Annotated in this window: 20 protein-coding genes and 1 riboswitch; of the genes, 9 read left to right on the forward strand and 11 right to left on the reverse strand. The window is 48.9% G+C overall.

The features are described 5' to 3' along the window. The first annotated feature begins 20 nt into the window (after window positions 1–20). The 3 genes from pdxR to ACUUHJ_RS02700 all read left to right on the forward strand — a co-directional run bounded on the left by pdxR (window position 21) and on the right by ACUUHJ_RS02700 (window position 2,998). Window positions 21–1,406, forward strand: a complete 1,386-nt coding sequence (gene pdxR / locus ACUUHJ_RS02690; RefSeq protein ID WP_472298201.1) for a MocR-like pyridoxine biosynthesis transcription factor PdxR — start codon at window positions 21–23, stop codon at window positions 1,404–1,406. A 102-nt stretch (window positions 1,407–1,508) separates the two neighbouring features. Then, on the forward strand, window positions 1,509–2,282 hold the full coding sequence (locus tag ACUUHJ_RS02695) for an HAD hydrolase family protein (protein ID WP_472298202.1): 774 nt from the start codon (window positions 1,509–1,511) through the stop codon (window positions 2,280–2,282). A 20-nt stretch (window positions 2,283–2,302) separates the two neighbouring features. After that, on the forward strand, window positions 2,303–2,998 hold the full coding sequence (locus tag ACUUHJ_RS02700) for a M24 family metallopeptidase (RefSeq protein WP_472298203.1): 696 nt from the start codon (window positions 2,303–2,305) through the stop codon (window positions 2,996–2,998). Window positions 2,999–3,774: 776 nt separating this feature from the next. Here ACUUHJ_RS02700 and ACUUHJ_RS02705 read toward each other — a convergent pair. The 10 genes from ACUUHJ_RS02705 to ACUUHJ_RS02750 all read right to left on the reverse strand — a co-directional run bounded on the left by ACUUHJ_RS02705 (window position 3,775) and on the right by ACUUHJ_RS02750 (window position 14,894). After that, entirely contained in the window at window positions 3,775–4,590 is an 816-nt protein-coding gene (locus ACUUHJ_RS02705) for an ABC transporter permease (protein ID WP_472298204.1), read from the reverse strand. After that, a complete protein-coding gene (locus ACUUHJ_RS02710) occupies window positions 4,587–5,573 on the reverse strand; it encodes an ABC transporter ATP-binding protein (protein ID WP_472298205.1) in 987 nt (328 codons plus the stop codon). Before ACUUHJ_RS02710 ends, ACUUHJ_RS02705 begins: the two co-directional genes overlap by 4 nt. Window positions 5,574–5,594: 21 nt before the next feature. Beyond that, the gene (locus ACUUHJ_RS02715; RefSeq protein WP_142498505.1) at window positions 5,595–6,404 is read right to left on the reverse strand and encodes an ABC transporter permease; all 810 of its coding nucleotides are present in this window, start codon (window positions 6,402–6,404) and stop codon (window positions 5,595–5,597) included. A gap of 1 nt (window position 6,405) precedes the next feature. Beyond that, window positions 6,406–7,503 carry an ArsR/SmtB family transcription factor gene (locus ACUUHJ_RS02720; RefSeq protein ID WP_472298206.1) on the reverse strand — a complete coding sequence of 366 codons (1,098 nt, stop codon included), beginning with the start codon at window positions 7,501–7,503 and terminating at the stop codon, window positions 6,406–6,408. Between the two features lie 152 nt (window positions 7,504–7,655). After that, window positions 7,656–8,984, reverse strand: coding sequence for a DUF4129 domain-containing protein (locus ACUUHJ_RS02725; protein WP_472298207.1), 1,329 nt, complete (start codon window positions 8,982–8,984; stop codon window positions 7,656–7,658). Next, complete coding sequence (locus tag ACUUHJ_RS02730) at window positions 8,981–10,171, reverse strand: DUF58 domain-containing protein (RefSeq protein ID WP_472298208.1); 1,191 nt, start codon at window positions 10,169–10,171, stop codon at window positions 8,981–8,983. Before ACUUHJ_RS02730 ends, ACUUHJ_RS02725 begins: the two co-directional genes overlap by 4 nt. A gap of 4 nt (window positions 10,172–10,175) precedes the next feature. After that, complete coding sequence (locus ACUUHJ_RS02735; protein WP_289675906.1) at window positions 10,176–11,114, reverse strand: AAA family ATPase; 939 nt, start codon at window positions 11,112–11,114, stop codon at window positions 10,176–10,178. A 48-nt stretch (window positions 11,115–11,162) separates the two neighbouring features. Further along, entirely contained in the window at window positions 11,163–12,389 is a 1,227-nt protein-coding gene (locus ACUUHJ_RS02740; protein ID WP_289675908.1) for an MFS transporter, read from the reverse strand. Then, a complete protein-coding gene (locus ACUUHJ_RS02745) occupies window positions 12,386–13,435 on the reverse strand; it encodes an ArsR/SmtB family transcription factor (protein WP_289675909.1) in 1,050 nt (349 codons plus the stop codon). Before ACUUHJ_RS02745 ends, ACUUHJ_RS02740 begins: the two co-directional genes overlap by 4 nt. A 154-nt stretch (window positions 13,436–13,589) precedes the next feature. After that, entirely contained in the window at window positions 13,590–14,894 is a 1,305-nt protein-coding gene (locus ACUUHJ_RS02750; RefSeq protein ID WP_472298209.1) for a homocysteine synthase, read from the reverse strand. Between the two features lie 90 nt (window positions 14,895–14,984). After that, window positions 14,985–15,091, reverse strand: a riboswitch (SAM riboswitch). Window positions 15,092–15,402: 311 nt separating this feature from the next. Between ACUUHJ_RS02750 and ACUUHJ_RS02755 the strand changes: the two genes are divergently transcribed. After that, complete coding sequence (locus tag ACUUHJ_RS02755) at window positions 15,403–15,714, forward strand: rhodanese-like domain-containing protein (RefSeq protein ID WP_007721173.1); 312 nt, start codon at window positions 15,403–15,405, stop codon at window positions 15,712–15,714. Between the two features lie 53 nt (window positions 15,715–15,767). Further along, complete coding sequence (locus tag ACUUHJ_RS02760) at window positions 15,768–16,421, forward strand: SCO family protein (RefSeq protein ID WP_289675911.1); 654 nt, start codon at window positions 15,768–15,770, stop codon at window positions 16,419–16,421. Here the strand turns inward: ACUUHJ_RS02760 and ACUUHJ_RS02765 are convergent. Beyond that, window positions 16,418–16,756, reverse strand: coding sequence for a YqzG/YhdC family protein (locus ACUUHJ_RS02765; protein ID WP_289675912.1), 339 nt, complete (start codon window positions 16,754–16,756; stop codon window positions 16,418–16,420). The two genes, ACUUHJ_RS02760 and ACUUHJ_RS02765, sit on opposite strands and share 4 nt — an antisense overlap. 102 nt (window positions 16,757–16,858) lie before the next feature. On the opposite strand from ACUUHJ_RS02765, the gene ACUUHJ_RS02770 reads away from it, so the two are divergent. From ACUUHJ_RS02770 to ACUUHJ_RS02785, 4 genes are all read left to right on the forward strand, one after another. Beyond that, window positions 16,859–17,629 carry a hypothetical protein gene (locus ACUUHJ_RS02770; RefSeq protein ID WP_289675913.1) on the forward strand — a complete coding sequence of 257 codons (771 nt, stop codon included), beginning with the start codon at window positions 16,859–16,861 and terminating at the stop codon, window positions 17,627–17,629. 98 nt (window positions 17,630–17,727) lie between these two features. Next, entirely contained in the window at window positions 17,728–19,398 is a 1,671-nt protein-coding gene (gene rnjA, locus ACUUHJ_RS02775; RefSeq protein WP_016740823.1) for a ribonuclease J1, read from the forward strand. Between the two features lie 79 nt (window positions 19,399–19,477). Continuing rightward, window positions 19,478–19,906, forward strand: a complete 429-nt coding sequence (locus tag ACUUHJ_RS02780) for a BrxA/BrxB family bacilliredoxin (protein ID WP_012684201.1) — start codon at window positions 19,478–19,480, stop codon at window positions 19,904–19,906. 127 nt (window positions 19,907–20,033) lie between these two features. Beyond that, window positions 20,034–21,398 carry an IS1182 family transposase gene (locus ACUUHJ_RS02785; protein WP_472298067.1) on the forward strand — a complete coding sequence of 455 codons (1,365 nt, stop codon included), beginning with the start codon at window positions 20,034–20,036 and terminating at the stop codon, window positions 21,396–21,398. Window positions 21,399–22,071: the final 673 nt, after the last annotated feature.

The following is a 22,071-nucleotide window of genomic DNA, read 5'->3' on the forward strand; positions in this document are numbered from 1 at the left end:
AGGAAGGGGGTTCCTGTTCGGTGCGAGAGCTTTCGGCCATTCGTTTTACAGAGGGAGAGTCATTGTTCATCCAAATCTATCACTTTATCAAAGACGAAATATTGCGTAACGAAATTACGTATGAAGAGTTTCTCCCCTCGATCAGAAGCTGTGCGCAATCGCTTGCTGTCAGCAAAAACACGGTGGAAGTTGCTTATCAGCTACTGGTATCGGAAGGGTACGTCACTAGCATTCCGAAAAAAGGATATCAGGTGACGTACAAGGCAGGACTTCCTTTCAGGCAGCATGGAACAGAACGAGATGACTCTCGTATAACACCGATTCGCTATGACTTTCGCTATGGCAACATCGAGTTGGGAACATTCCCTTTTTATCCGTGGAATAAGCTGCGCAACAAGCTCATTTCCTACCATCAGCGCACGTATATGGTGGAGGGGCTGGCTCAGGGTGAATACGTCTTGCGAAAAGAACTCTCGAAGTTGCTGCATGAAACAAGAGGAGTCCTCGCCACGCCGGAGCAGATCATTATTGGAGCCACCCCACAACAGTTGGTGTCGATTGTCGTCCAGCTTCTGGACAGAGAGAAGCATGTGATTGGCGTAGAAAATCCGGGCTATGATGGTGCGAGAAATACGTTTCTCAACGGTGGCTACCGGGTACACGGCATTTCCTTGGACGCAGATGGTGTATCCATCGAAGAGCTGAGGCAAAGCGGGGCAAGCGTCATGTACGTGAGTCCTTCCCAGCAATTCATCAACAAAATGACGATGCCTCTGGAGAAAAGAAACCAATTGACTCTGTGGGCGCAATCCTTCTCGCATTCTTATTTGGTGGAGGATGACTACGAATGGGAGTTCAAATATCAAGAGAGCTACATCCCATCGATCCAGAGTCTGTCTCCCCAAAAGGTTGTTTACATTGGGCGGCTCTCCAAAGCATTGCTGCCGCTCATAAACGTCAGCTACGTCGTCCTTCCTTACGAGCTGTTATCGCGTTTTCACCAGCGAGTGCCTGAATACGATCAGCCTGTTTCCCGTTTGGATCAGTTGACGCTAGCGGCGTATTTGTCCGATGGCTATTGGCATAGACACTTGCAGCACATGCGAAAAAACTACGCGGAGAAGCGAGAGGTGTTTCTTCAAGCAGTCACTCGTTACATGGACGGACGTGTGGAAATAGAAGGGAAGGATACGGGGCTGCATGTATTTTTGACCGTAAAAAGTCAGTGTACGGAAGCGGAACTCATGGAACGTGCCTATCAAAAAGGCGTAAAAGTCTACGGAACTGCCCGATACTGGCTCCATGATACAAGGGAGCAGCCGACGGTATTGCTAGGGTACGGAGCATTGACCCCCGACGATATTCAGGAGGGCATTCGCTTGTTGGCGAGCGCCTGGTTCGAGTAACAGATCAGTTTCTGTCCCACTCATCTTGAACGATCTGTCCCTTTGGCCACGAATGGCTATCCATTACGATGGACAGGACAGCAATTAGAAAGGGTGGGAAAAATGAAATTTATTTTTGATCTGGACGGGACGATCTGCTTCAAAGGTCAGCCGATCTCAACGAACATTTTGGATAGCCTGCTTGCACTCGAACAGGAGGGACATACTGTAGGTTTCGCCTCCGCAAGACCGTGCCGTGACATGCTGCCTGTCCTCGATGAGCGGTTTGCCAACCATCTCCTCATTGGCGCGAATGGAGCGATGACACATCACCGAGGGAGCTTGCAGGGCAGCATGCCAATCCCGGATTGTTTGGCTCATGAAATCATCAGCATTCTCGATGATTATCGCGCGCAGTATTTCATCGATGACTCGTGGAATTACGCACATAATTGTGTGTCGGCACATCCCTTTTTGAGCTATATCGATCCCAATCGGACAGCCAGCCGTGTGGACGTGGATCAACTGAATGCCGTTCTGAAAATCCTGATTTTATCGTGTGACCGTTACGAAGAATTGATGGCGAGAATCAAGGAACTCGACGTTACGCTGCATTACCATTCCGCAGAAGGCATTCTCGACCTTACTTATCGGGGAGTGAACAAATGGGCTGCCCTAAATCGGTTCGATGTGGCAGGGGAGCCATTCATCTGCTTTGGTAATGACATGAATGATTTACCGCTGTTTGAAAAAGCGCATCATTCCGTATTGATTGGCGAGTATGAACCACTGCTTGCATTAGCGAAGGAAAAAATCACCACGGATGATTGTGTAGAGCAATCCATTATCGCAAAATTGCGAGAGTTGGGCGAGAGGTATGAGTTAGCTCTTCCGTAAACGAAAAAGGAGGCTATTCAATGATGAATCCCTTATTGGAGAAGAGACATCAGGCACTGCGCGAAGCAGAGACCAAAGCTGAGTTTTTATTTACCACCATCGAAGAAAAGGGCATTATTCGGAGCGGTGTAACGGAAAAAGAGATCAACAAGGAAATTTACGAGCTGGCCTTTCAATTGTTCGGGATCAAAAAATATTGGCATAAGCGGATTGTGCGAGCGGGCAGAAACACGCTATATCCATACAGAGAAAACCCACCGAATTTGACTGTCGCTCCCGAAGATATTGTCTTTCTCGATTTCGGGCCCATTTTTGAGGACTGGGAAGCTGATCTTGGTCGGACGTATGTGCTTGGAAATGATCCGGTAAAACAAAAGCTGCGCGACGATATTGAAAAAGCGTGGGACGAGGGTAAGGCTTACTTTTTGTCCAAGCCGGATATTACGAGCAGCGAGCTGTTTGCCTACATGTGCGAGCTCGCCAAAGCATACGGTTGGGAGTGCGGAGGTCCACACGCAGGACATCTCATCGGTGAATTCCCGCATGAAAAAATTCAAGGGGATGATATCGTCAACTATATTCACCCTGACAATCACAAGCCAATGAGAGAGCCGGACCATAACGGGCATCCGCGCGATTGGATTCTGGAGGTTCATTTTGTTGATCGGGAACGGGAAATTGGGGGATTTGTGGAGAAGCTGTTGACGGTGGAGTAAGGAAAGCGCTTATAGCGTTGAGTCGATAAGCTGGCCGTTTTGTTGATATCATGCTTGCATCTTGCCATGACGGATTGACCTCCAGCATGGCTGTTTTCATTTATTTATGCTTTATTCACGTGGGAGCTTGATAAAAGAAGCGAGATCCGCCATAACTGGAAGGAGAAAAGTCCAATGTACTCGTTTTGTCATAACCGTGGGGTCTATGGGGATAGCTTGGTAAACTTCCCTCATTGCGAGAGATTACCCAAGTATCCCCCACCTGATAAATTTTCCATTCGTTTAGTTTTTGTGGGTTTTGAACGCCGACAAAGGCATCATTAGGAACGGTAGGCTCTAAGAAAAGTACGATGTCCTTTCTAGGGAATTCGTTGACCCCAACCTCTGGAATAAAGGGCTCTCTGACCAATCGAATATACGTATGGTCTTGCGTGCTTTCTCCCTCATCTAGACTTCCTTGGAGATAAGGTTGGATATCATTTTACTTATGGGAGGAAGTATATAGAAAAAGTTTCACTTGGATGTCATTGGGATCAACTCTTTACGCGAAAAGTATGAGAAAACGCCTTCTCCAATCAGGAAAGGGCGCTTTTGGATTTCGTCGCTTGATTATCTTTATTATACCGCTGATAGGTAAAAAATTACAGTCCACTCTTTTCGCTTCAAACCCAATATAGTGTGCTTCCTAGGATGAATAAGAAAAGAGGGAGGCAATGACTACAACGATTTTTACTCATACGATGACCGAAATGACGTGGGGACGCATGGTCCATATGTCAATACATCACCATGTTCCCGGTCTTTTTCATATGCTTCTCCGCCAGCTTCAACAACACGACAGTCGCTGTCACCAGCAGGAGCAATACAGCGGCGAGAAGTCCCATACTCGGCAGCATGGTTTGCAATGAAGCTCCCTCCATCAGCAGCTCGCGAATCAACTGAAGCGCGTAGGTCAGTGGAAAGCAAAAGGAAATGACCTTGGCCCAAACCGGAAAGGCCATCGGGGGCAGACGGACGCCAGAAAAGATTAGCATCGGCTCATCCAGGACGGTGTACAGAAAGCTCGCGTCGCGTGAAAACAGAAAGAGCACACAGAGAAAGCCGCCCCAGACGATGGCCGATACCAGCAAAATGAGGAAGGCGAGTGGAGGCGCCCACCAGCCACTCAATTGAATGCCATCGACAAAAAGCAAGGCTAACAGGACAAAACAAAAGAACAGCCAGACTCCCTCGATCAGCGAGGAGAGCGAACGCCCATACAGAAAAGCCAGTCGGTTGACCGGACTGATGAAGATCATTTCCATGGTTCCCGCTTGCCGTTCAAAGCTCATTTGCCAGGACGACTGCACCAGGCACCAATAAAAGATGTAGCCTAGATAGCCAGTCAACAGGAACAACGGCAACTGCTCGTAGCTGATGAACCGGGCTAGAGGGGAATCCGCTCCCATCCGGAACGGGGCAAACGAAAAATACGCGGTCACGAAATTAATGACAGGCCAGACCAAGAGCGAGAAGTAGATCATTTTGCTGTGAAACGAATGACGATGCTCCTTGATGATTTCTGCCAAAAGCAGGCTACCCAGCTGTTTCATGCCCCCCTCCGATCTGCCATGTGCAGGATGACGTCCTCCAATGATGGCTGTTGGGTGGAGAGATGCAAGACAGGAGATTGGTGAGCAGCCAAGAGGGAAAGTAGTGGAGTTGTCATATCCGTTTTTCCCCGTAATGTCACTTCCCAGGTCTGCTCGTCTGTTTCTGCGATCTCACGCGACCCGCCGTAATCTTGAGCCAGCTGGCGCAGATCGTAATCGAGCGAGTCGGAGAGAGAGGGGATCACTACCTGTAAGGCTGTATCCAGGTGGAGCGATTTGATCAGGTGCTCCGGTGTATTATGCGCCACGAGTCTTCCTTTATCGATGATGTATACCTCGTCGCAAAGCTCTTCTACCTCATGAATATAGTGGCTGGTCAACAGAATGGCTTTTCCATGCTGAGAAGCGAGCTCACTCACATGCTTGCGAAGCTGCCGGGCGATGGGGGCATCCAAGCCGAGAGTCGGTTCGTCCAGGAACAGGTAACGCGGATCATTGATCAGGCCGCGGGCAATTTGCAGTCGTTGCTTCATGCCTTTGGAATAGCGCTCGACAGGGGTGTTGGCGGCCTCATACAGGCCAACCTGCAAAAGCAATGAATCGATCCGATTACGCAGTTCCTGCCCTTGCAAACCGTATAGACTGCCGAAGTATTGCAGGTTTTCCCGCCCTGTCAGCCGCCAGTACAGCATTCGCTCGCCCCCTGCGATCATGTTGACCTTGGCTTTGACGAACCGGTCGTCCTTTACCGCGTCATATCCGTCTACCGTGATCGTGCCGCTGGTTGGGGTGAGCAGTGTGGAGCACATCTTGATCGTTGTTGTTTTTCCTGCACCATTAATGCCTAACAATCCAATAATTTTGCCGGGTACCATGCGAAAAGACAGATCAGCAACTGCCTCGACCTCTGTCCATTGCTGGCGAAACCAGCCTTTTTTCTCCTTCACCCGGTATACCTTCCGTACATTTTCTGCGATTAGCATGAGTATTGACCTCCTCGTTCGTTATCCGAAAATCGATTCCATAACGCGTTTTTCCATCCGACGAATGCCCCACACCCCCATGACGAGATAGACGAGGGACAAGGCTGCCATATGAAACAGCTGTGGGGAAACAGCATGCAGCGGCGCTCCTTGAATCACGCATTGCCGAAAAGCATCCAGCGCAGGCGCGAGCGGCATGATGAGACCGAGTGGTTGCACCCATTCAGGCAAATACGGAATCGGAAACGTCACGCCACTGACAAAGGCCATCACAGCAAACAGCGTGTTTTGTGTGATGTACGTATCGCGGAACCATAGCATGAGACTGCCCAAAACGAGTGCCTGACAAAAGAAAGCTCCTGTAGACAATATCCAGACTAGGACGGCGCTCCATACATTTGTTTGAGAGAGGGTGAGCCCAAACAACGCCCCTACCAGTACAATCACCGAAAATTCAAACAAAGTACGCATGAGCTGTTGGGCGACATTCCCCAAAAAGTACCCCCTGCGCAAGGAAGGGGTGAGCAAAACAGCCTCCAAGGTCCCTTCCCGAAGCTCCGTAATGAGTGAGCGGCTGACGTTCATCAAGGTCGAGACGGCAAACGCATAAAAAGCTCCGCCGAGGATGGCGTACGACAAGTAATCGGACGAGCCGGTGAGATGTGCGAAATTTTCGTCCAATTGCCCGGCAAATACATAGTGATAGGCAAAGAAGGCAAACAGCACCGTATACACCCCGGAAAAAATGTGGCCGATGACAAACGACCACGGATAGGCACGAAGCATTACGCGGGTATTGCGGATAAAGGTAGCTTTGGCGACATGAAACACGTTATTTCCTCCGTTCTGGGAGATGTGGTGAAGCAGGTGGAGAGACAAGTCCGGGAACAGGCATATCGATGAACTCATGCAGATCGACGGCGAGCTGTTCCAGCCGTGATGCAATCGCGCGGTAAAACACATACCGTCCCCGCCGTTCACTCCAGATAAAGCCAGTGTCTACCAACAGATTCAAGTGCTTGTTGACGGCAGGCTCACTGATGTTGTGCAGGTCAGCCAACTGCTGCGTGCAGTAAGGATGAGCCAATAATGATTTGAGAATCGCAGTCCGTGTCGGGTCGCTGAACACCTTCATTTTGCTGATGAAGTCAGCGGGAATCACCGAGGTGGCTCTGGTGCCGGGAACGTCTACGGATAAGCACACGGAGATATGGTCGTCGTAAATGCCGAGCAACAAATGCGGCGCGACAAAAGTAGAGACACGCAAATGAATACGGGCTAGCTCCGAATAACCAAATGTGTACGTTTTTGCCTTATGAAATTGCAAGAAGTTCTCGTGCACCTTCAAGCGCGGGTGAACCTGTGACAAAAACGGAATCGGATCCAGCTTGATCTGCTCTTGTGCCTCGTGTACGGCACGGACGAGCCATGGTTCAATCCGCCGTTCTTCTGTCTGGAAAAAAGGCAGGTAGTCGTAGCAAAATTCCAGAAAACTGCGTTTGGTCGAGAGTGGATGGCGCAAAAGCTCCCGATGCTCTGGTTTCAGCTCTTCAAAAATCTCGTTTGTACGTCCTTGCATCCAAGCGTGAAGTTGTCTGGGATGATAGACGGGACCAATCATGAGCTGGGCAAACTCGCCAGCATCCATTGCCTGTACACGCTCCAATGCGGCCTCAACGGAATGCTCAAAGCACTCCTCCCAAGGCGCTAAGAAGTCCATGGCATCGAGAAACTGATTGGACATGGAGCTAAAATAGTGAAGCTTTTTCAAGAGCGGGGCAGGTAAAGCAGTGAGCAACTCCTCCGCCCAATGCAAGCGGGAGGTATGATGCTCCGGCTTTGCAAGCACGTGGAGACTTAAGAAAAACTCATAGCCGGGTATGTATGCGACATGAAGATGCTTACGCAGCCAATCAGGCAAATCTTGCACGGAGCATCCTCCTTTCTCATTCAATTAACCATCTGGTGAATTCATTTTGGGAGCGGGCAAAATTGAAGAAATTATGCCGGAGGGGCTTCCCGATGTCAAGAGAAAAAGAAAACAACCACGGCTAACGCATAGCACGTGGTTGTGGGGAGGTATTACGTCTCAGAGAAACGAGCGCCGAGCGTCTGCACAGCTTGCTGCATGGCTGTCAAATCCGCTTCGGGAAGCGACTTTTCCTGATAGCGATATTGCTGATAGTAACGGGTGATGCGAGCGACTGCATCCAGCTGATCTGCATCTAGCAAGGGCTGTTCGCGCAGGCGATTGAAAAACTCTTGGGGTGTCTCATGCAGCTCGATTGGCACTCCTTGCTTCTCCATGAGGACAAGGAATTGATAGTAGGCGTACCTAGTGGGATCATCCTCAGGGCCGACTGGCTGTTTGAACCATTTGGCAGAGCCATTTTCTGCGTTTTCTTCACTGGAAGAGGGAGGGACAGTGGTCAATATGGTGTTTTGTGCAGCCGCCACTTCTTTTTCGAGCGAAATCGTCCCCTTGAAGCGCCTTTTCCATATATATCGGCCGAGCAGGATCACACAGACGAGGATGAAGGCAATGATTAAGTACGGCTGCAGAATAGAAAAGAGTGATTCTCCGAGCTGTATCTGTACCGCAGGATGATCTGGTTTTTGTCCGGTACTTTCCATGAGTATCTGCATGTTTGCCTGTTTTTGGTTCGCCTTCTCGTACAATTGCTCAAACAATTCCACAATGAAAATAAGCACTGGCTCAAAGAGCGTATACAGCCCATCGCTGACAGGTCCTTTTATCCAACTCCAAATCCAATAGATAAGACCAAATACGATAGAGCTGACAGCCAAATAGCCTGCGATCAAAAGAATACGAGTGCCAAGCACTTGACTGCCGAGTAGCAAGCTAATGCGAGCAGGTAGCCTCGTAGAGAGTGATCCTTCCCGCAGCACGAACGCCACAATCGCCACCAACATATAGCTGAGAGTGATGAAGACAAGCATGGAAAAAGAGGCTGCGAGTGTATAGGAACCTGGGGCAACGCTGGAGGTGTAGAGTACTGCTATCGCGAGCTGCATGAGGCCCGCCATCAGCGCCAGAACAAATCTGCGTTGCAGGCTGTCGTGCCGATACCCTTTCGATGCAGCGCTTTGTACTCTCCAAAAATAAACAGCAGCCAGTACAAGCGCGATGAGCCAAGAATCGTAGAGATAGAAGCTGCCCATTCCTACGAAAAACACAAGGGGATACAGCAACAGATGGAGCATAAATCGACTGCCACCACCATAGTACAACCAGCCCCCCGCCATGAGCAGGGTCGCTGCGACTAAGCAAAACGTGAGCAGTTGACCAAAGCCTGCTGTCATATACCCAAACAATACCAGGAAAACGCCCGTCAGCATGGCCTCTAGCCAAAACGCGAGCGTCCAGCGACTTATCAACGAGAGTGTCATCCCATCATCACGCTCCTTTTTTTCAGGCGAGCATGCTGGAAGCGCTGGATGATGACAGGGTCAGAAGAAATGTCCAGTACCGCAACCTGATGACCGCATTGAATAAGGCGCTCCGCAGAGGCTTGGACGGATGAATCCATTCGTGGTGTCACAATGAGAATAGCCTCCTTCCCATGTGCTCCCTCTAACCGGCGTAGAACAGGCGCCAGTGGCGTTGTCACAAAATGGTGGATTTGCGCCAGTTGGGTCATGACGTGCAAGTGGTGTGCCTTGCCACTTCCCGCAGGCAAATGAAAATGCTCACGTCCTCGTTGCTTCACGGTGAGGTACAGCTCGTATCCGACCGATTTTCTCCTGCACAGGCCAGCCAAAGCCGCAAGACAGGAGATCGTCCGTTCATTGGTGATATCGTTATACTTTTGCATCATTGGTTCATAGGAGGGCAGGATATGCCCGACGATTCGCCAGTTTGGTTGGGCTGTAAACTCGAAAAGACGCGTCTCGAGCGAGCCTGTTTTGGCGGTTGCCTTCCAATGGATGTGCTTGAAACGGTCGCCTGGCATGTACGACCGAACACCACGCTGAAAAGTGACATCATCCTGTTGGCGCTGACGAGAAAGCCGATTCCCGTCCGGCTCCGATTCAGCGAGGACGACGGGAGAAAGCGCAAGAGGCAGCGGATAGACCAGCAAGGAAAAGGAAACCGACAGTGTCATGGCGGTAGGCTCCTCGCCCAGTAATGGCAATGTCTCGGATTGAACATCCGTCAGCCAGACTGTGCCTCGTTTGTTTGGGATGAGAGTCAAGGTGCGTGTGGCACTTTGCCGCATCGGCAGATCAAACCGCAGGCGAACGCTCGTCCGATGATTGAGGATTCGCACCTCGTCTGCACCTTCCACCGCGACATGCTCCGGCAGTGTGAAACGAAGCCAGGTAGCAGGTAAAGGCAGCCATGAACGATTGTGCAATTGAACTGTAATGTGCACGGGTGTCCCTGACAGGACGCGCGTTTGATCACTGGACCAATCGAGCGACACCCATTTGGACATGGACTTGGCCCACCAGTCTTGTGCAGCGGGGAGAAAAAAGAAAAAGCCCCCAAACAGAAAGAAAAACCAATGCCCGGAAAAAACGGCGAAGAGCAGTAAGACAAAACCGATTACGTGAAAGGTTTGCTTGGTGATCATAGCACTACACGCTTTCTTCGACGGGAGCGGGGACGCTGGTCAAGATTTGCTCCACGACTTCCTGCTCCGTCACGTGCAGCTCTGCTTCCATGGACAGGCGGATGCGGTGAGCTGTCAGACTTGGGAACACCACTTTTACATCATCCGGCAAGACATAAGTACGACCAGAAACGAACGCGTAAGCTTGGGCGGATCGCAACAGGGCGAGCATGGCGCGCGGACTGATGCCCACCTCAACCGAGCGATGCTGGCGAGTCGCTTCCGTCAGTTCGATGATATAGTCTTCCACCGGTTGGCTGACGTGAACAGTCGTAACCTCGCGTTGCAGAGCCGCAATTTGGTCGACAGTGATGACCGGCTCGACCGCCTCTAATGGGGAGCTGCTGCGGAACCTCCGCAAAATTTCTTTGGCATCCTCTCGTGTACCGTAGCCAAGAGACAGCTTGAAAAGGAAGCGGTCCAACTGTGCTTCCGGCAGCGGATAGGTCCCTTCCGATTCAATCGGATTTTGGGTAGCGATAACCAGCATGGTCGATGGGAGTGGCAGGGTAACGCCTTCAATCGTAACCTGGCGTTCCTCCATGCATTCCAGCAAACCGGATTGAGTCCTGGGAGTGGCCCGGTTGATTTCATCTGCAAGCAAGACATCCGCAAAAACAGGTCCCTTTCGAAGTTCGAATTCACTTGTTCGTTGATTGAATACGTGAAGACCGACGACATCGGATGGCAGTAGATCCGCAGTAAATTGCAGGCGGTTGTAAGAGCCGCCAATCGCTTGCGCCAATGTTTTGGCAAGCACGGTTTTTCCCATTCCGGGCAAGTCCTCCAGCAATACGTGACCACGGGCAAGCAAGGCCGTTACCAATAGGCGGATCTGACTTTCCTTGCCCACGATGACGCTGCTGATAGCATGCTGAAGGTTATCCAATGTCGGATGAGTCATGAAAATTCTCCTTTTCCCATTCAAAATTGAGGAGTCATACGGTTTTTATTATATATGGAATATCCTGTTAGTTACAAATTTTCGAAATAATAATCCCGTAAGCGCGGCGAGCACGATGACGGCCCCTACAGAGATGTAAAGAGGGCGAATCCCTACCTGATCGCTCAGCTGTCCGCCAAGCCAAATACCGACGGGCATCGTCGCACGCACGATGAGCAAGCGGACAGACAGTACACGCCCCATTAGCTCGGAAGGAACGTGAAGCTGATACAGGCTTGTGCTATGTACCTGGAAAAAGGGAGCAAACAGACCAGCCAGTAGTTCGATGGTGATGGCAAGCCAGATGTCATGGGTAAAGCCTATTGCAACAAAGCTCAAGCCACCTAGTACCAGTGACCCCAACATGATCAGGGGCTGTCCAGGGCTGCTACGGAAGCGAGGCACGAGCAATGAGCCGAAGAAATATCCCAACGGATAGCCAGCCAAAAACAAGCCTACATGAAACGAGGTGCCTTGCAGCTCGCCGGCTACAAAAGGCAGGTTTAGTACGAGTGTGACTCCGACAGCAAATTGGACGAGAGCCGAGTACAGACCGAGCCAGAGTAGAAGGGGCTTCTGCCAAAAAACCGCAAGACCAGCCTTAAACATGACGAACCACGATTGCTTCTTGTTGGCGGTATCCGCTGGGGCGAGTGGACAAAGAACCAGAAAAAAACCGCTGAGTGCATAGCTGATCGCGACCAATGCGAGTACGGACTCACCGCCGATACTCGCTACGAGAATCCCAGCCAATGGCGGACCTGTTATCAAGGCAATGCGCAGGACACTATCCAAGTAGGCATTGGCTTGGAGGAGCTGCTCTCTTTTGACCAGAGCTGGGAGGAGCGACTGGCTGGCTGGCACATACAGCGGTTGAACGAGACCGTTGATCAGGGCAGTGAAATACAGCGGCCAGAGCGATTCCGTCCCGGAAGTAATGACCGCAAAGGACAAACAAAAGGCAGCAGCTCGCATCCATTGAGAAAAAAGCATGACACGCTTTTTATCGAATCGGTCGATGTACGGTCCGGCTACCAACTGAATGGCGAGCGACGGCACGAAATACAGCAGCCACATCTGTCCGACCGCACCTTGTGAGCCTGTTGCCTGATAGATTAACCAGCTATTGGCGAGGGTACCGAGTGAGGCGCCGAGTTCTGAAATGAGCTGACCGAAAACAATCCAACGATAAGAACGCTGCTGCCAGACAGAGGCTTGTACAGCGGTTTGGCTCATGGGGTGCTCCTGTGCAGGAATTCATCCCATAACAGAGGAAGCTTGTCCAGCGTATGACGGCGGAGTCTGTAACGGGAGCCTGCTGTTTCCACGAGATGGGCAGACCGCAGCATGGATAGGTGATGGTGTACTGTCGATTTCGCCATTGAGAGTTGATCGGTTATCTCTTGCAGGCTCAGGTCATTTTCTGCGAGCATTTTGACCATGCGTAGCCTGTGCTCATCTCCGAGTGCTTTTAAGGCTTGCACCAGTGATGGGGGTGGCTGATAAGGATCTACAGCATCGTGCAAATTTTCGTCGGCAACAGGGTAATAAAAAATCTTCGTACCGACAGCATCGGCCTGTACGGTCCATGGGCGGTAGATCGCTTGCGGGATTAGCAGTACGCGTGCCACGGCAGGCTCTGGGAGGTAGCTCGATCCCGTTGCATACTCAACCAAGGCTTCGGGGTTGAGCTTTCCTAGCTTGTTTTGCTTTTGCGCCCAATCCCGTTCTAGCATGCGAACGATTTTTCCCTCATGTGGCTTGATGTGAGTGGTATACCAGCCTTCCATCAATCCGAGAATATGACTCCGCAGCACTTCTCCATCAACGGAAGTAATATGTTCGATATACGATTCAAAAAAGAGATGTGTGCTGCACGCTTCCTGTAAAACGGCGCAATCATCCTTGCTTCCTCGTGCAGCCTTCCGCCGTGCTTCCTGCCTATTTTCACCGAGATAAGGGAGGGCTTCGTATCGGAGCTGTTCGATTGAGAGCTCTCTGGCATACGAGAGAAAGGAATCCAGATCAGCGAAAGGGCAAAGGTCGAGCAGTTGCAAAAGCGTCTTCCACGTGTTGTGCTCCTTCGCATAGTCGACCTCTTGCCGTACAGAAGGTGATAGCTCGTCCAACAGTTGGCGCCAGTAGGCAGGAGGGTGTTCCATCGTGTGATGCAATTGGTCGTAGGTAGCGGCAGCGATTCCTAAGGCAGCTTCGAATAAAGGAGAATACGAGATCTCGACCCGATAGGTCGTTCGTTCACTGCCAATGTTCAAAATCTTCATGTGATCATCCTTCCAAAATTTGTACATGATTATGTATTTTATAAAAATCGAATTTAAAATTCAATATTTTTAGAGCGAAATGAGGAAAGGAAAAGAAGAATCACAAATCTCTATCCAAAGAGATTATGTGACTCTTCTTTCTGTAAAGGTAGGGTTAACCAACCGTGGATAATTGCAACGCACGCTGCAGTGCTTGTTCCAGATCAGAGAGGATATCGTCGATCGCTTCTGTGCCGACTGAGAGACGAATAAGTCCCGGAGTCACTCCGGCTGCTGCCTGCTCTTCTTCTGTCATCTGCTGATGTGTTGTGCTCGCTGGGTGAATGATGAGTGACTTGGAATCTCCGACATTTGCGAGATGGGAGAACAGCTTCACTGACTCGATCAATGTTTTTCCTGCCTCAACGCCACCGCGAATGCCAAAGGTCAGGATCGCGCCAGCCCCTTTTGGCAAATATTTTTGGGCCAATTCACGCTGGGAGTCTGACTCCAATCCCGGATAACTCACCCACTCTACCGCAGAGTGATTGGCGAGGAACTGGGCTACTGCCAAGGCGTTCTGGCTATGCCGCTCGATGCGCAGATGCAGAGTTTCTAATCCTTGCAGGAACAAGAAGGAGTTGATCGGAGCGACTGCTGCTCCGATATCGCGCTGGAGCTGGACACGTGCCTTGATAATATAGGCAAGCGGACCGACTGCTTCTGTATAGACGACGCCATGGTAGCTTGGATCTGGTGTAGTCAGACCTGGGAATTTTCCGTTGTTCCAGTCGAATTTTCCTGAGTCTACGATGATACCGCCAATTGCTGTTCCGTGGCCGCCGATGAATTTGGTGGTGGAGTGCACGACGATATCGGCCCCGTGCTCAAAAGGACGGCACAAAATCGGAGTCGCAAAGGTGTTGTCCACGATCAACGGCACACCATTCTCGTGAGCGATATTGGCGATCGCCTCGATATCAGCGACATCAATGCGCGGGTTGCCGATTGTCTCGCAAAACACGGCTTTTGTCTTTTCATTGATATAGGTCCGGAAATTTTCCGGATTGGATTGATCTGCAAAATGAACCTTGATACCGAGGCGGGGAAGAGTGTGGGCGAACAGGTTGTAGGTACCGCCGTAGAGGCTGCTGGAAGCGACAATCTCGTCACCCGCATGTGCAATATTTAAGATGGCGAATGTAATGGCAGCCTGCCCGGATGCGGTCGCGAGTGCACCAACACCACCTTCGAGCAGGGCAACACGCTTCTCAAATACATCCTGTGTGGGATTCATGATGCGTGTATAGATGTTCCCAAACTCTTTTAAGCCAAACAGGTTGGCTGCATGCTCCGTATCGCGGAAAACATAGGAGGTCGTCTGATAGATCGGAACAGCACGTGAGCCTGTTACAGGGTCAACCTCTTGCCCACCGTGTACCGCAAGTGTTTCTGGCTTCCATTGTTGTTGATCGGACATGTCCATCTCTCCTTTTACTATGGGAAATCGGCGAATAAAAAACGGAGCTTTCTCCTGAGAAGAAGAAGGCTCCGATCATGCACGGGCTTGTGTTCATCTCTCAGAATCACTGGATTCTGCAGGAATTGGCACCATGCAGCTAGTCTGCTGGTTGCCGGGCTTCGTAGGGCCTGTCCCTCCACCGCTCTTGATGAAAATAATTGTTGTCGTAATTGTATGAAAATAAAACCATGCTGTCAATGTGCAATATACAGTTATCAGGGAGGTTTTTGTGTATATATGAATGAAGGTGGTTTACTCATGCCATTAATTTGTAACGGTTTTGTCTCAAGCTGTTCACATCCCGTGGGGCTACTGTCGCAGTGAAATAGGAGATAATGGTAGAAAATAGGGAGCATGAATGCAGGGTGAAGCCAAGTGCTCTTCGCGTTAGAAAAGTAAAAAAGCGTGTGATATCATGGAGGTGGTTACAACTGATCTGATCGTACATATAGGAGGATAAATAGCGATGAGCCATGGAGTAAAGGAAATGACACCACAAGAGCTGTTGGAAAAGCTGGAAGCCAAAGAGGAACTGCAAGTCATTGATGTACGTGAAGTAGATGAGTGGAATGCAGGTCACATTAAAGAGGCAAAGCTGATCCCACTTGGCTTTTTGCCACATCGTATCGATGAGCTGGATAAGAACATTCCGATTGTGATGGTTTGCCGCAGTGGTGCCAGAAGCAATACAGCTACAGAGTATTTGAGTGCACAAGGGTATGACGTGGCGAATATGGTTGGCGGCATGCTCGCATGGCCAGGTGAAGTGGAACAATAAACGTGATAGAAACAGTGTGAATGCCTCCCGAGTGTAATCAGGAGGCATCACACATGGGACAAGCAGGGAGGAAGCAACCGATGAGTGAAGGAGCACAATTGCAGCAGGAATCTGCAATGAAGAAACATTGGTTTCCTGTGTTAGCCGGTATTATCATTTTAGCTATCGTCGGAGTATTTGGTTATAATTACATGACAAAAGAGAAGATCGAGGTGTTGAAGCCGATCGCGGACTTCACCTTGGACAATAGTGACGGAACAACCTATACATTTCATTCAAGTGCTGGCAAGGTACGACTGGTAGAGTTTATGTTTACCAAGTGCCCGGATATTTGTCCGGCGACTACGTTCAACATGGCCAAGCTGCAAGATCAGTTGAAGGAAAAAGGACTGTTCGGAGACAAAGTGGAGTTTGTTTCCATTTCCTTTGACCCTGATAACGATACACCGGAAGTCTTGCAGGACTATGCAGCCAAGTTCAAGGCAGATCAGAGTGGCTGGAAGTTCCTGCGCGGGGATGCTCAGGCTGTAGAGAAAGTGACGAAGGATTTTGGTCTGATGGTCATTAAGGAGCCAGATGGTTCCTATTCCCACACGGCTCGCATGTTCCTTGTGGATGGAGAGGGAAACATGCGTCGCGCGTACGGGATGGCAGCTAACATGGAACTGGAAGTCATGATGAAAGAGATGGTACAGCTCGCTGACTAGCGGGTCTCCTCATAGAAGATATTTACGACCTCTTCTGTTTGATTCACGAATTCAATATGAACGAGTAACGCCCACCTGCGATTGCTTTCTTGAAGCAAGAGCTTAAACGTCTCTTCTGACGTGGTGGGCGTTTTTTGTTTTCGTCCGACATGCAGGTAGTCCACAATTTGAGCGTTTGGATATCGCTTCATCGTTTCCTGCATCGCGAGCCTGCCCCATTTTGCATAGGGAGGTTGAGCATAGGTAGGGAACGGCTGAAAGATGAGCAGGAAAAGGACGGTGGAGAGAAGGGGCATCATGTTCCGATAGCGAAATAGGCGACGAACGGCTTGCACTTGCTATTCCCTCTCTTTTTCGAATGGTTTGCCATGTATTTTGAAGACTTTTCGGAATATCATTCGTAGAAAATAATGACAATGAAGTGCGGGGGGTATTCGATGCATTACTTGCTCATTCCCTTATTTGGCGTTCCTGTTTTGTTGGGGGTTCTTACGGCGATTTTTCAAAAGCCTCCTTTCTGGAGAAAATGGGGGCTGACGATTGCTTCAGCCGTATTGATTTACGGAGGCTGCTTTGCCGCGAATGTATATTGGCAAGTGAAGTATGGCATTCCGGTGTTACCTACGGAGTCTGATTTGGAGGTCTTTTTCTATTTTTGTATCCTGTTGGTGTTTGTTTGTATTCTCCTGTATATTGGCTTTTTGATCACGATGAGAAAACAGTTTTGGAAGATGAACCTCGTTTTTCTATGCACAGCTTTTGGTTTGTTTAGTTTTTTTGCCGCTGCCTTTTTAGGGATGGGTCCCTTTTTGAAGAAAGCGGAGTACGTGATCGTCGTACAAAAAGCAAAAGACCAGTGGAAAGAGGCGAAGATGGACAATGAGAAGCCTATTGATCTCGCCCTCGTATACAGCAGACAAGAGTGTACCAAAAATTGTGTCGGGTATCCGTATACAAGTCTCATCCTGGTACGAAATCAGTCGGACCAGCCGTTGGAGATCGATCTAAAGCTGCGATTGAAAAACAAAAGCGGCAACGTATTAAAAGAGATCGAGGCCATACCGTTACAGCTCTCTTCAGGAGAAATAACGGAGGTATGGACAGGCGATTCTTATGCGAAGCACGATTTCTGGGCGAGAGCTAGTGCTGTTACCGATGAACGAGTTGCCGATTTGGAGTATCAGTATTCGATTATTGACCGAAGATGAATGTGTGGAATAGACAAGACTGGGTGAAACGAACGTCTTACGTTGTGATATAATAAGAATGGCATGCTTGGTTCGGATTCCCATAATCATGCACGACGATGTTAGGAGGAAAGAGATTGAGCGACGTTAAGATTTTCGCGATGGGCGGCCTCGGCGAGATCGGAAAAAATATGTACTGCGTCGAGTATGAGGACGAAATCATCATCATTGACTGCGGGGTGAAATTCCCTGAGAATGAAATGTTCGGTATTGATCTGGTTATCCCGGATGTTTCCTATTTAGTGGACAACCAGCACAAGATCAAAGCACTTTTGTTAACGCACGGACATGAGGATCACATTGGTGCGATTCCTTATATTTTACGGCAAATCAAGGTGCCGATTTACGGTGGTCGTCTGACCCTGGGCTTGGTCAAGGCGAAGCTGGAAGAGCACCGTTTGCAAAATGAAGTGAAGCTGATTCCGATTTCGGAAGATACGGAAATTCCTTTTGCGAAGCTGAAGGCGACATTCTTCCGGACGAACCACAGTATTCCGGATTCTCTGGGAATTGTGCTCCATACACCAGAGGGAATGGTCATTCACACGGGTGACTTCAAGTTTGATATGACACCAGTCGGACAAACAACGGAGTACGGAAAAATTGCACGCTTTGGTGCGAGTGGCGACGTTTTGGCGCTTTTGTCTGATAGTACGAACAGTGAACGTCCTGGATTTACGATGTCAGAGAGATCGGTAGGGGAAGGAATTCTCGATGTGGTACGCAAAGCGCGTGGACGCATCATTCTGGCTACCTTCGCTTCCAACGTACATCGCCTGCAACAGGTGGTAGATGCTGCAGAGCAGTGCAATCGCAAAGTGGCGGTTATTGGCCGCAGTATGGAAAAGGTTTTCTTGATTGGACAAGAGCTGGGCTATATCCAGATGCCAGAGGGCATGCTGATTGATATTAAGCACATCGACAACTACGCGGACAACCAAGTGCTGATTATTTGCACAGGTAGTCAAGGTGAGCCGATGGCAGCGCTGACCCGGATTGCATCCGGTTCGCATCGTACGGTTTCCATTTATCCGGAAGATACGGTGATCATTTCTGCATCTCCGATTCCAGGAAATACGATCAACGTAAGCCGCACGATAGACAAGCTGTACCGCGCAGGTGCCAACGTGGTATTGAGTCACGAATTTGATATTCACGCATCGGGTCATGGCAGTAGCGAAGAGTTGAAGCTCATGCTCAACTTCATCCGTCCGAAATATTTCATCCCGATCCACGGGGAATACCGGATGCTCAAGACTCACTCCAAACTGGCCCAACAGGTTGGGATCGAGGAGAGCAACATCTTTATTATGGACAACGGCGAAGTGCTGAATTGCAACCGCGAAAAAGCGTGGCTCAGTAAAGTACAAGCAGGGATTGTACTCATTGATGGAAGTGGCATCGGCGACGTCGGCAATATCGTTCTGCGTGACCGCAAGCATTTGGCTGAGGATGGCTTGATGGTTGTGGTTGTCAGCCTCGATATGAAGAACTTCAAAATTTTGACGGGCCCAGATATCGTGAGCCGCGGCTTCGTTTACGTACGCGGTTCAGAATCCTTGATTCAGGAAGCGACACAGCTCGTTCGTGGGCGTCTGCAAGAAGCATTGGATAAGAAAATCAAGGAATGGTCTGAGCTGAAGTCACAGATTAATGAAGTGATCAAGCCGTTCATTTATGAAAAAACAGGCCGTAACCCGATGATTCTTACCATTTTGATGGAAGTGTAGCTTCTGCTTTCTCGGGTAGACGCAGTCGGGGTATAATAATAAGTAAGTTGAACTTCGTGATAAAAAGGAGAGTTGCCCAATGATGTCTTATGAAGCATATATGAGCCAAGTAATTCAACCAATGCGCGATGAGTTGACTCGCAACGGTTTTCAAGAGCTTCGCACTGCTGAAGAAGTAGAGCAAGCACTGCCAAATGCAAAAGGCCTGACACTTGTTGTCGTGAACTCGGTTTGTGGCTGCGCAGCAGGACTCGCTCGTCCAGCAGTTGTACATTCCTTGAATCACGCTACAAAACCGGATAACATCTTCACGGTATTCGCAGGTCAAGACAAGGAAGCGACAGCAAAAGCTCGTGAGTATTTCGAAGGCTATGCACCGTCTTCTCCATCCTTCGCGATCATGAAAGACGGCAAAATCATGACTATGATCGAGCGCCATCAAATCGAGAACAACGAACTGGCAACAATCGCTGGCTTGTTGACAAATGCTTACGACACTTACAAATAAGAAAGTACGAAACATCACGAGGCGCCCGGTAACGGGGCTGTTGACAAATTGCCGTAGAGATAGGGGTTTCTGGGAATCGTGTAGAAATCATTTCTATACGGTTCTTTTTATTTTGGAGGGCTATCTCATGATGGGAATCGATGGAGACAAACAGCACCAGTTTATGTTCTTAAATTTGGATGATCTTGTACCCGAGAATCATTTTTTACGTGTTGTTCGTAATAAGATTGATTTTTCTTTTATCTATGAGAAAGTGCAACACTTATACTCGCCTGTAGGTCGTCGCTCAGTTGATCCAGTTTTGTTAATGAAAATGATCCTTATCGGGTATCTTTATGGCATCCCTTCCGAAAGGAAGTTGGAACAAGAAATCCAAGTGAATTTGGCCTATCGATGGTTTTTAGGATTGGACTTAACTGACACTGTTCCCGATCATTCCACACTGAGCCAGAACCGCCGTCGTAGATTTAAAGAAAGTCATATTTTTCAGGAGATCTTCGATCACATCGTCTCGGAATGTATTCGAACTGGTTTAGTTACTGGGGAAATAATTGTTGTTGATTCTACTCACATCAAAGCGAATGCATCGATTAATAGGTCAGAAAAAGTTTTAGTGGAGAAAAAGCCTACTGAGTACCTTGAAGAGCTAGAAAAGGAAGCACGGAGAATTAAAAAAGACAGAGATAACGATCCCACTAGGAAAAAACGAGGAAGAAAACCTAAAACCTCTCCTCCTGAGAAGGAAGTAAAACAGAGCACAACAGACCCGGAGTCAGGTTTATTGAACCGTCCTAATAAACCCAAGGGATTTCACTATTTAGCGCATACCAGTGTGGACGTTAAGCATGGAATCATAACTGATATACACGTTACGGCTGCTAATGTGAATGACCACGAACCATTTATAAAGCGATTACAGATACAAAAAGAGAAATTTGGTTTACATATTGGCAAAGTAGGCGCAGATAAAGGGTATGATCGCTCTGGAGTACACCATGAATTAGAAAATTTAAAGATAACCGGTTATATCTCTCCGATAAAAGGTGTTATTGATCAGACCGAAAGGTCAGTACAATTTACATTTGATGAAATGAACGATGCCTATTATTGCTCGAATGGCAAGGCACTTCAATTTACTCATGTTAAGTGGCACAGTTGGAAACAAAGTTATAGCAAAATTTATGCTGCCCAAACAAAGGACTGTAAGTCCTGTGAGTTACGCCAACAATGTTTTGGACAAACCGCATCTCGCAAAACAATAGAAAGACCATTATTCCAAGAGGCTAAAGAACGCAACCAAGCAAGGAAGCAAAGCCAAGAGTACAGTGTTATCCAAAGGCAAAGAAGAATATGGTGCGAGGGTACCTTCGGTACAATGAAAAGGCAGCATAACTTAAAAGAAACATACAAAAGAGGCATTCGAAATGTATCCGAACACTGCCTCTTTTCTGCAATGGCAATTAACATTAAACGAATGATAAAAGCAAACTAATCACAGGTTACGAAACAAAACAATCCGACGACGTATAAGTGAAAAAACGGCAAAAGGGTTAGGGCATTGGGTCCCTAACCCTTTTTGTCAACAGCCCCGTAACGGGCGTCTTTTTTGATGGACTTGGTGTTAGTAATCGTTTGAAATGGGGCTGTAGTGAAGAGAAGAATATTTCCAGTCTAGGCTCCAGGCTCCGTCCATCTGAGGGTTAAGACTGTCCGCTCCGAAGGGATTCGCGGGGAAACGCAAAAGTGGTAGCCGCTACGCCGTATGGGCACGGTTGCGTTTCTTTTGCCCGCGAATCCCTTCTCCGCTCGGTAGGACTCCACAAGTCGCTACGCCTGGAAATATTCTTCTCTGTCGTTACTGATGGTATCTTTACATTCTTTTAAGGTATTTAAAAACCGATCAACAAGGAAAGCTCGTAGAGGAAACAGGAGAAAACAGCGAAGATCTTAGGGACACCGACCGAGACGGAATGCAAAAAGCGAAACACGCTCTTAAGCGTCCACCTCTGAAAGCACATCATGAAAGAACTACTTTGGACGCGGTTTCGCTTTTTGCATGGAGTCGTGCAGTCAATCCCCCAGTGGGTGGCCCTAGAATCTGAGCGTTTTCTCCTGTTTCCTCCCCAACACTACAGCCCAAACTTAAGTTTATTGGGATTGATTCC

The sequence above is a fragment of the Brevibacillus schisleri genome, assembly GCF_055685845.1.

Excerpts from the sequence above, each read along its gene's own strand:
- ACUUHJ_RS02695 (WP_472298202.1), top strand. The coding sequence starts at position 1,509 with ATGAAATTTATTTTTGATCTGGACGGGACGATCTGCTTCAAAGGTCAG.
- ACUUHJ_RS02700 (WP_472298203.1), top strand. The coding sequence starts at position 2,303 with ATGATGAATCCCTTATTGGAGAAGAGACATCAGGCACTGCGCGAAGCA.
- ACUUHJ_RS02705 (WP_472298204.1), bottom strand. The coding sequence starts at position 4,590 with ATGAAACAGCTGGGTAGCCTGCTTTTGGCAGAAATCATCAAGGAGCAT.
- ACUUHJ_RS02710 (WP_472298205.1), bottom strand. The coding sequence starts at position 5,573 with ATGCTAATCGCAGAAAATGTACGGAAGGTATACCGGGTGAAGGAGAAA.
- ACUUHJ_RS02725 (WP_472298207.1), bottom strand. The coding sequence starts at position 8,984 with ATGACACTCTCGTTGATAAGTCGCTGGACGCTCGCGTTTTGGCTAGAG.
- ACUUHJ_RS02730 (WP_472298208.1), bottom strand. The coding sequence starts at position 10,171 with ATGATCACCAAGCAAACCTTTCACGTAATCGGTTTTGTCTTACTGCTC.
- ACUUHJ_RS02735 (WP_289675906.1), bottom strand. The coding sequence starts at position 11,114 with ATGACTCATCCGACATTGGATAACCTTCAGCATGCTATCAGCAGCGTC.
- ACUUHJ_RS02740 (WP_289675908.1), bottom strand. The coding sequence starts at position 12,389 with ATGAGCCAAACCGCTGTACAAGCCTCTGTCTGGCAGCAGCGTTCTTAT.
- ACUUHJ_RS02745 (WP_289675909.1), bottom strand. The coding sequence starts at position 13,435 with ATGAAGATTTTGAACATTGGCAGTGAACGAACGACCTATCGGGTCGAG.
- ACUUHJ_RS02750 (WP_472298209.1), bottom strand. The coding sequence starts at position 14,894 with ATGTCCGATCAACAACAATGGAAGCCAGAAACACTTGCGGTACACGGT.
- ACUUHJ_RS02755 (WP_007721173.1), top strand. The coding sequence starts at position 15,403 with ATGAGCCATGGAGTAAAGGAAATGACACCACAAGAGCTGTTGGAAAAG.
- ACUUHJ_RS02760 (WP_289675911.1), top strand. The coding sequence starts at position 15,768 with ATGGGACAAGCAGGGAGGAAGCAACCGATGAGTGAAGGAGCACAATTG.
- ACUUHJ_RS02770 (WP_289675913.1), top strand. The coding sequence starts at position 16,859 with ATGCATTACTTGCTCATTCCCTTATTTGGCGTTCCTGTTTTGTTGGGG.
- rnjA (WP_016740823.1), top strand. The coding sequence starts at position 17,728 with ATGTTAGGAGGAAAGAGATTGAGCGACGTTAAGATTTTCGCGATGGGC.
- ACUUHJ_RS02780 (WP_012684201.1), top strand. The coding sequence starts at position 19,478 with ATGATGTCTTATGAAGCATATATGAGCCAAGTAATTCAACCAATGCGC.
- ACUUHJ_RS02785 (WP_472298067.1), top strand. The coding sequence starts at position 20,034 with ATGATGGGAATCGATGGAGACAAACAGCACCAGTTTATGTTCTTAAAT.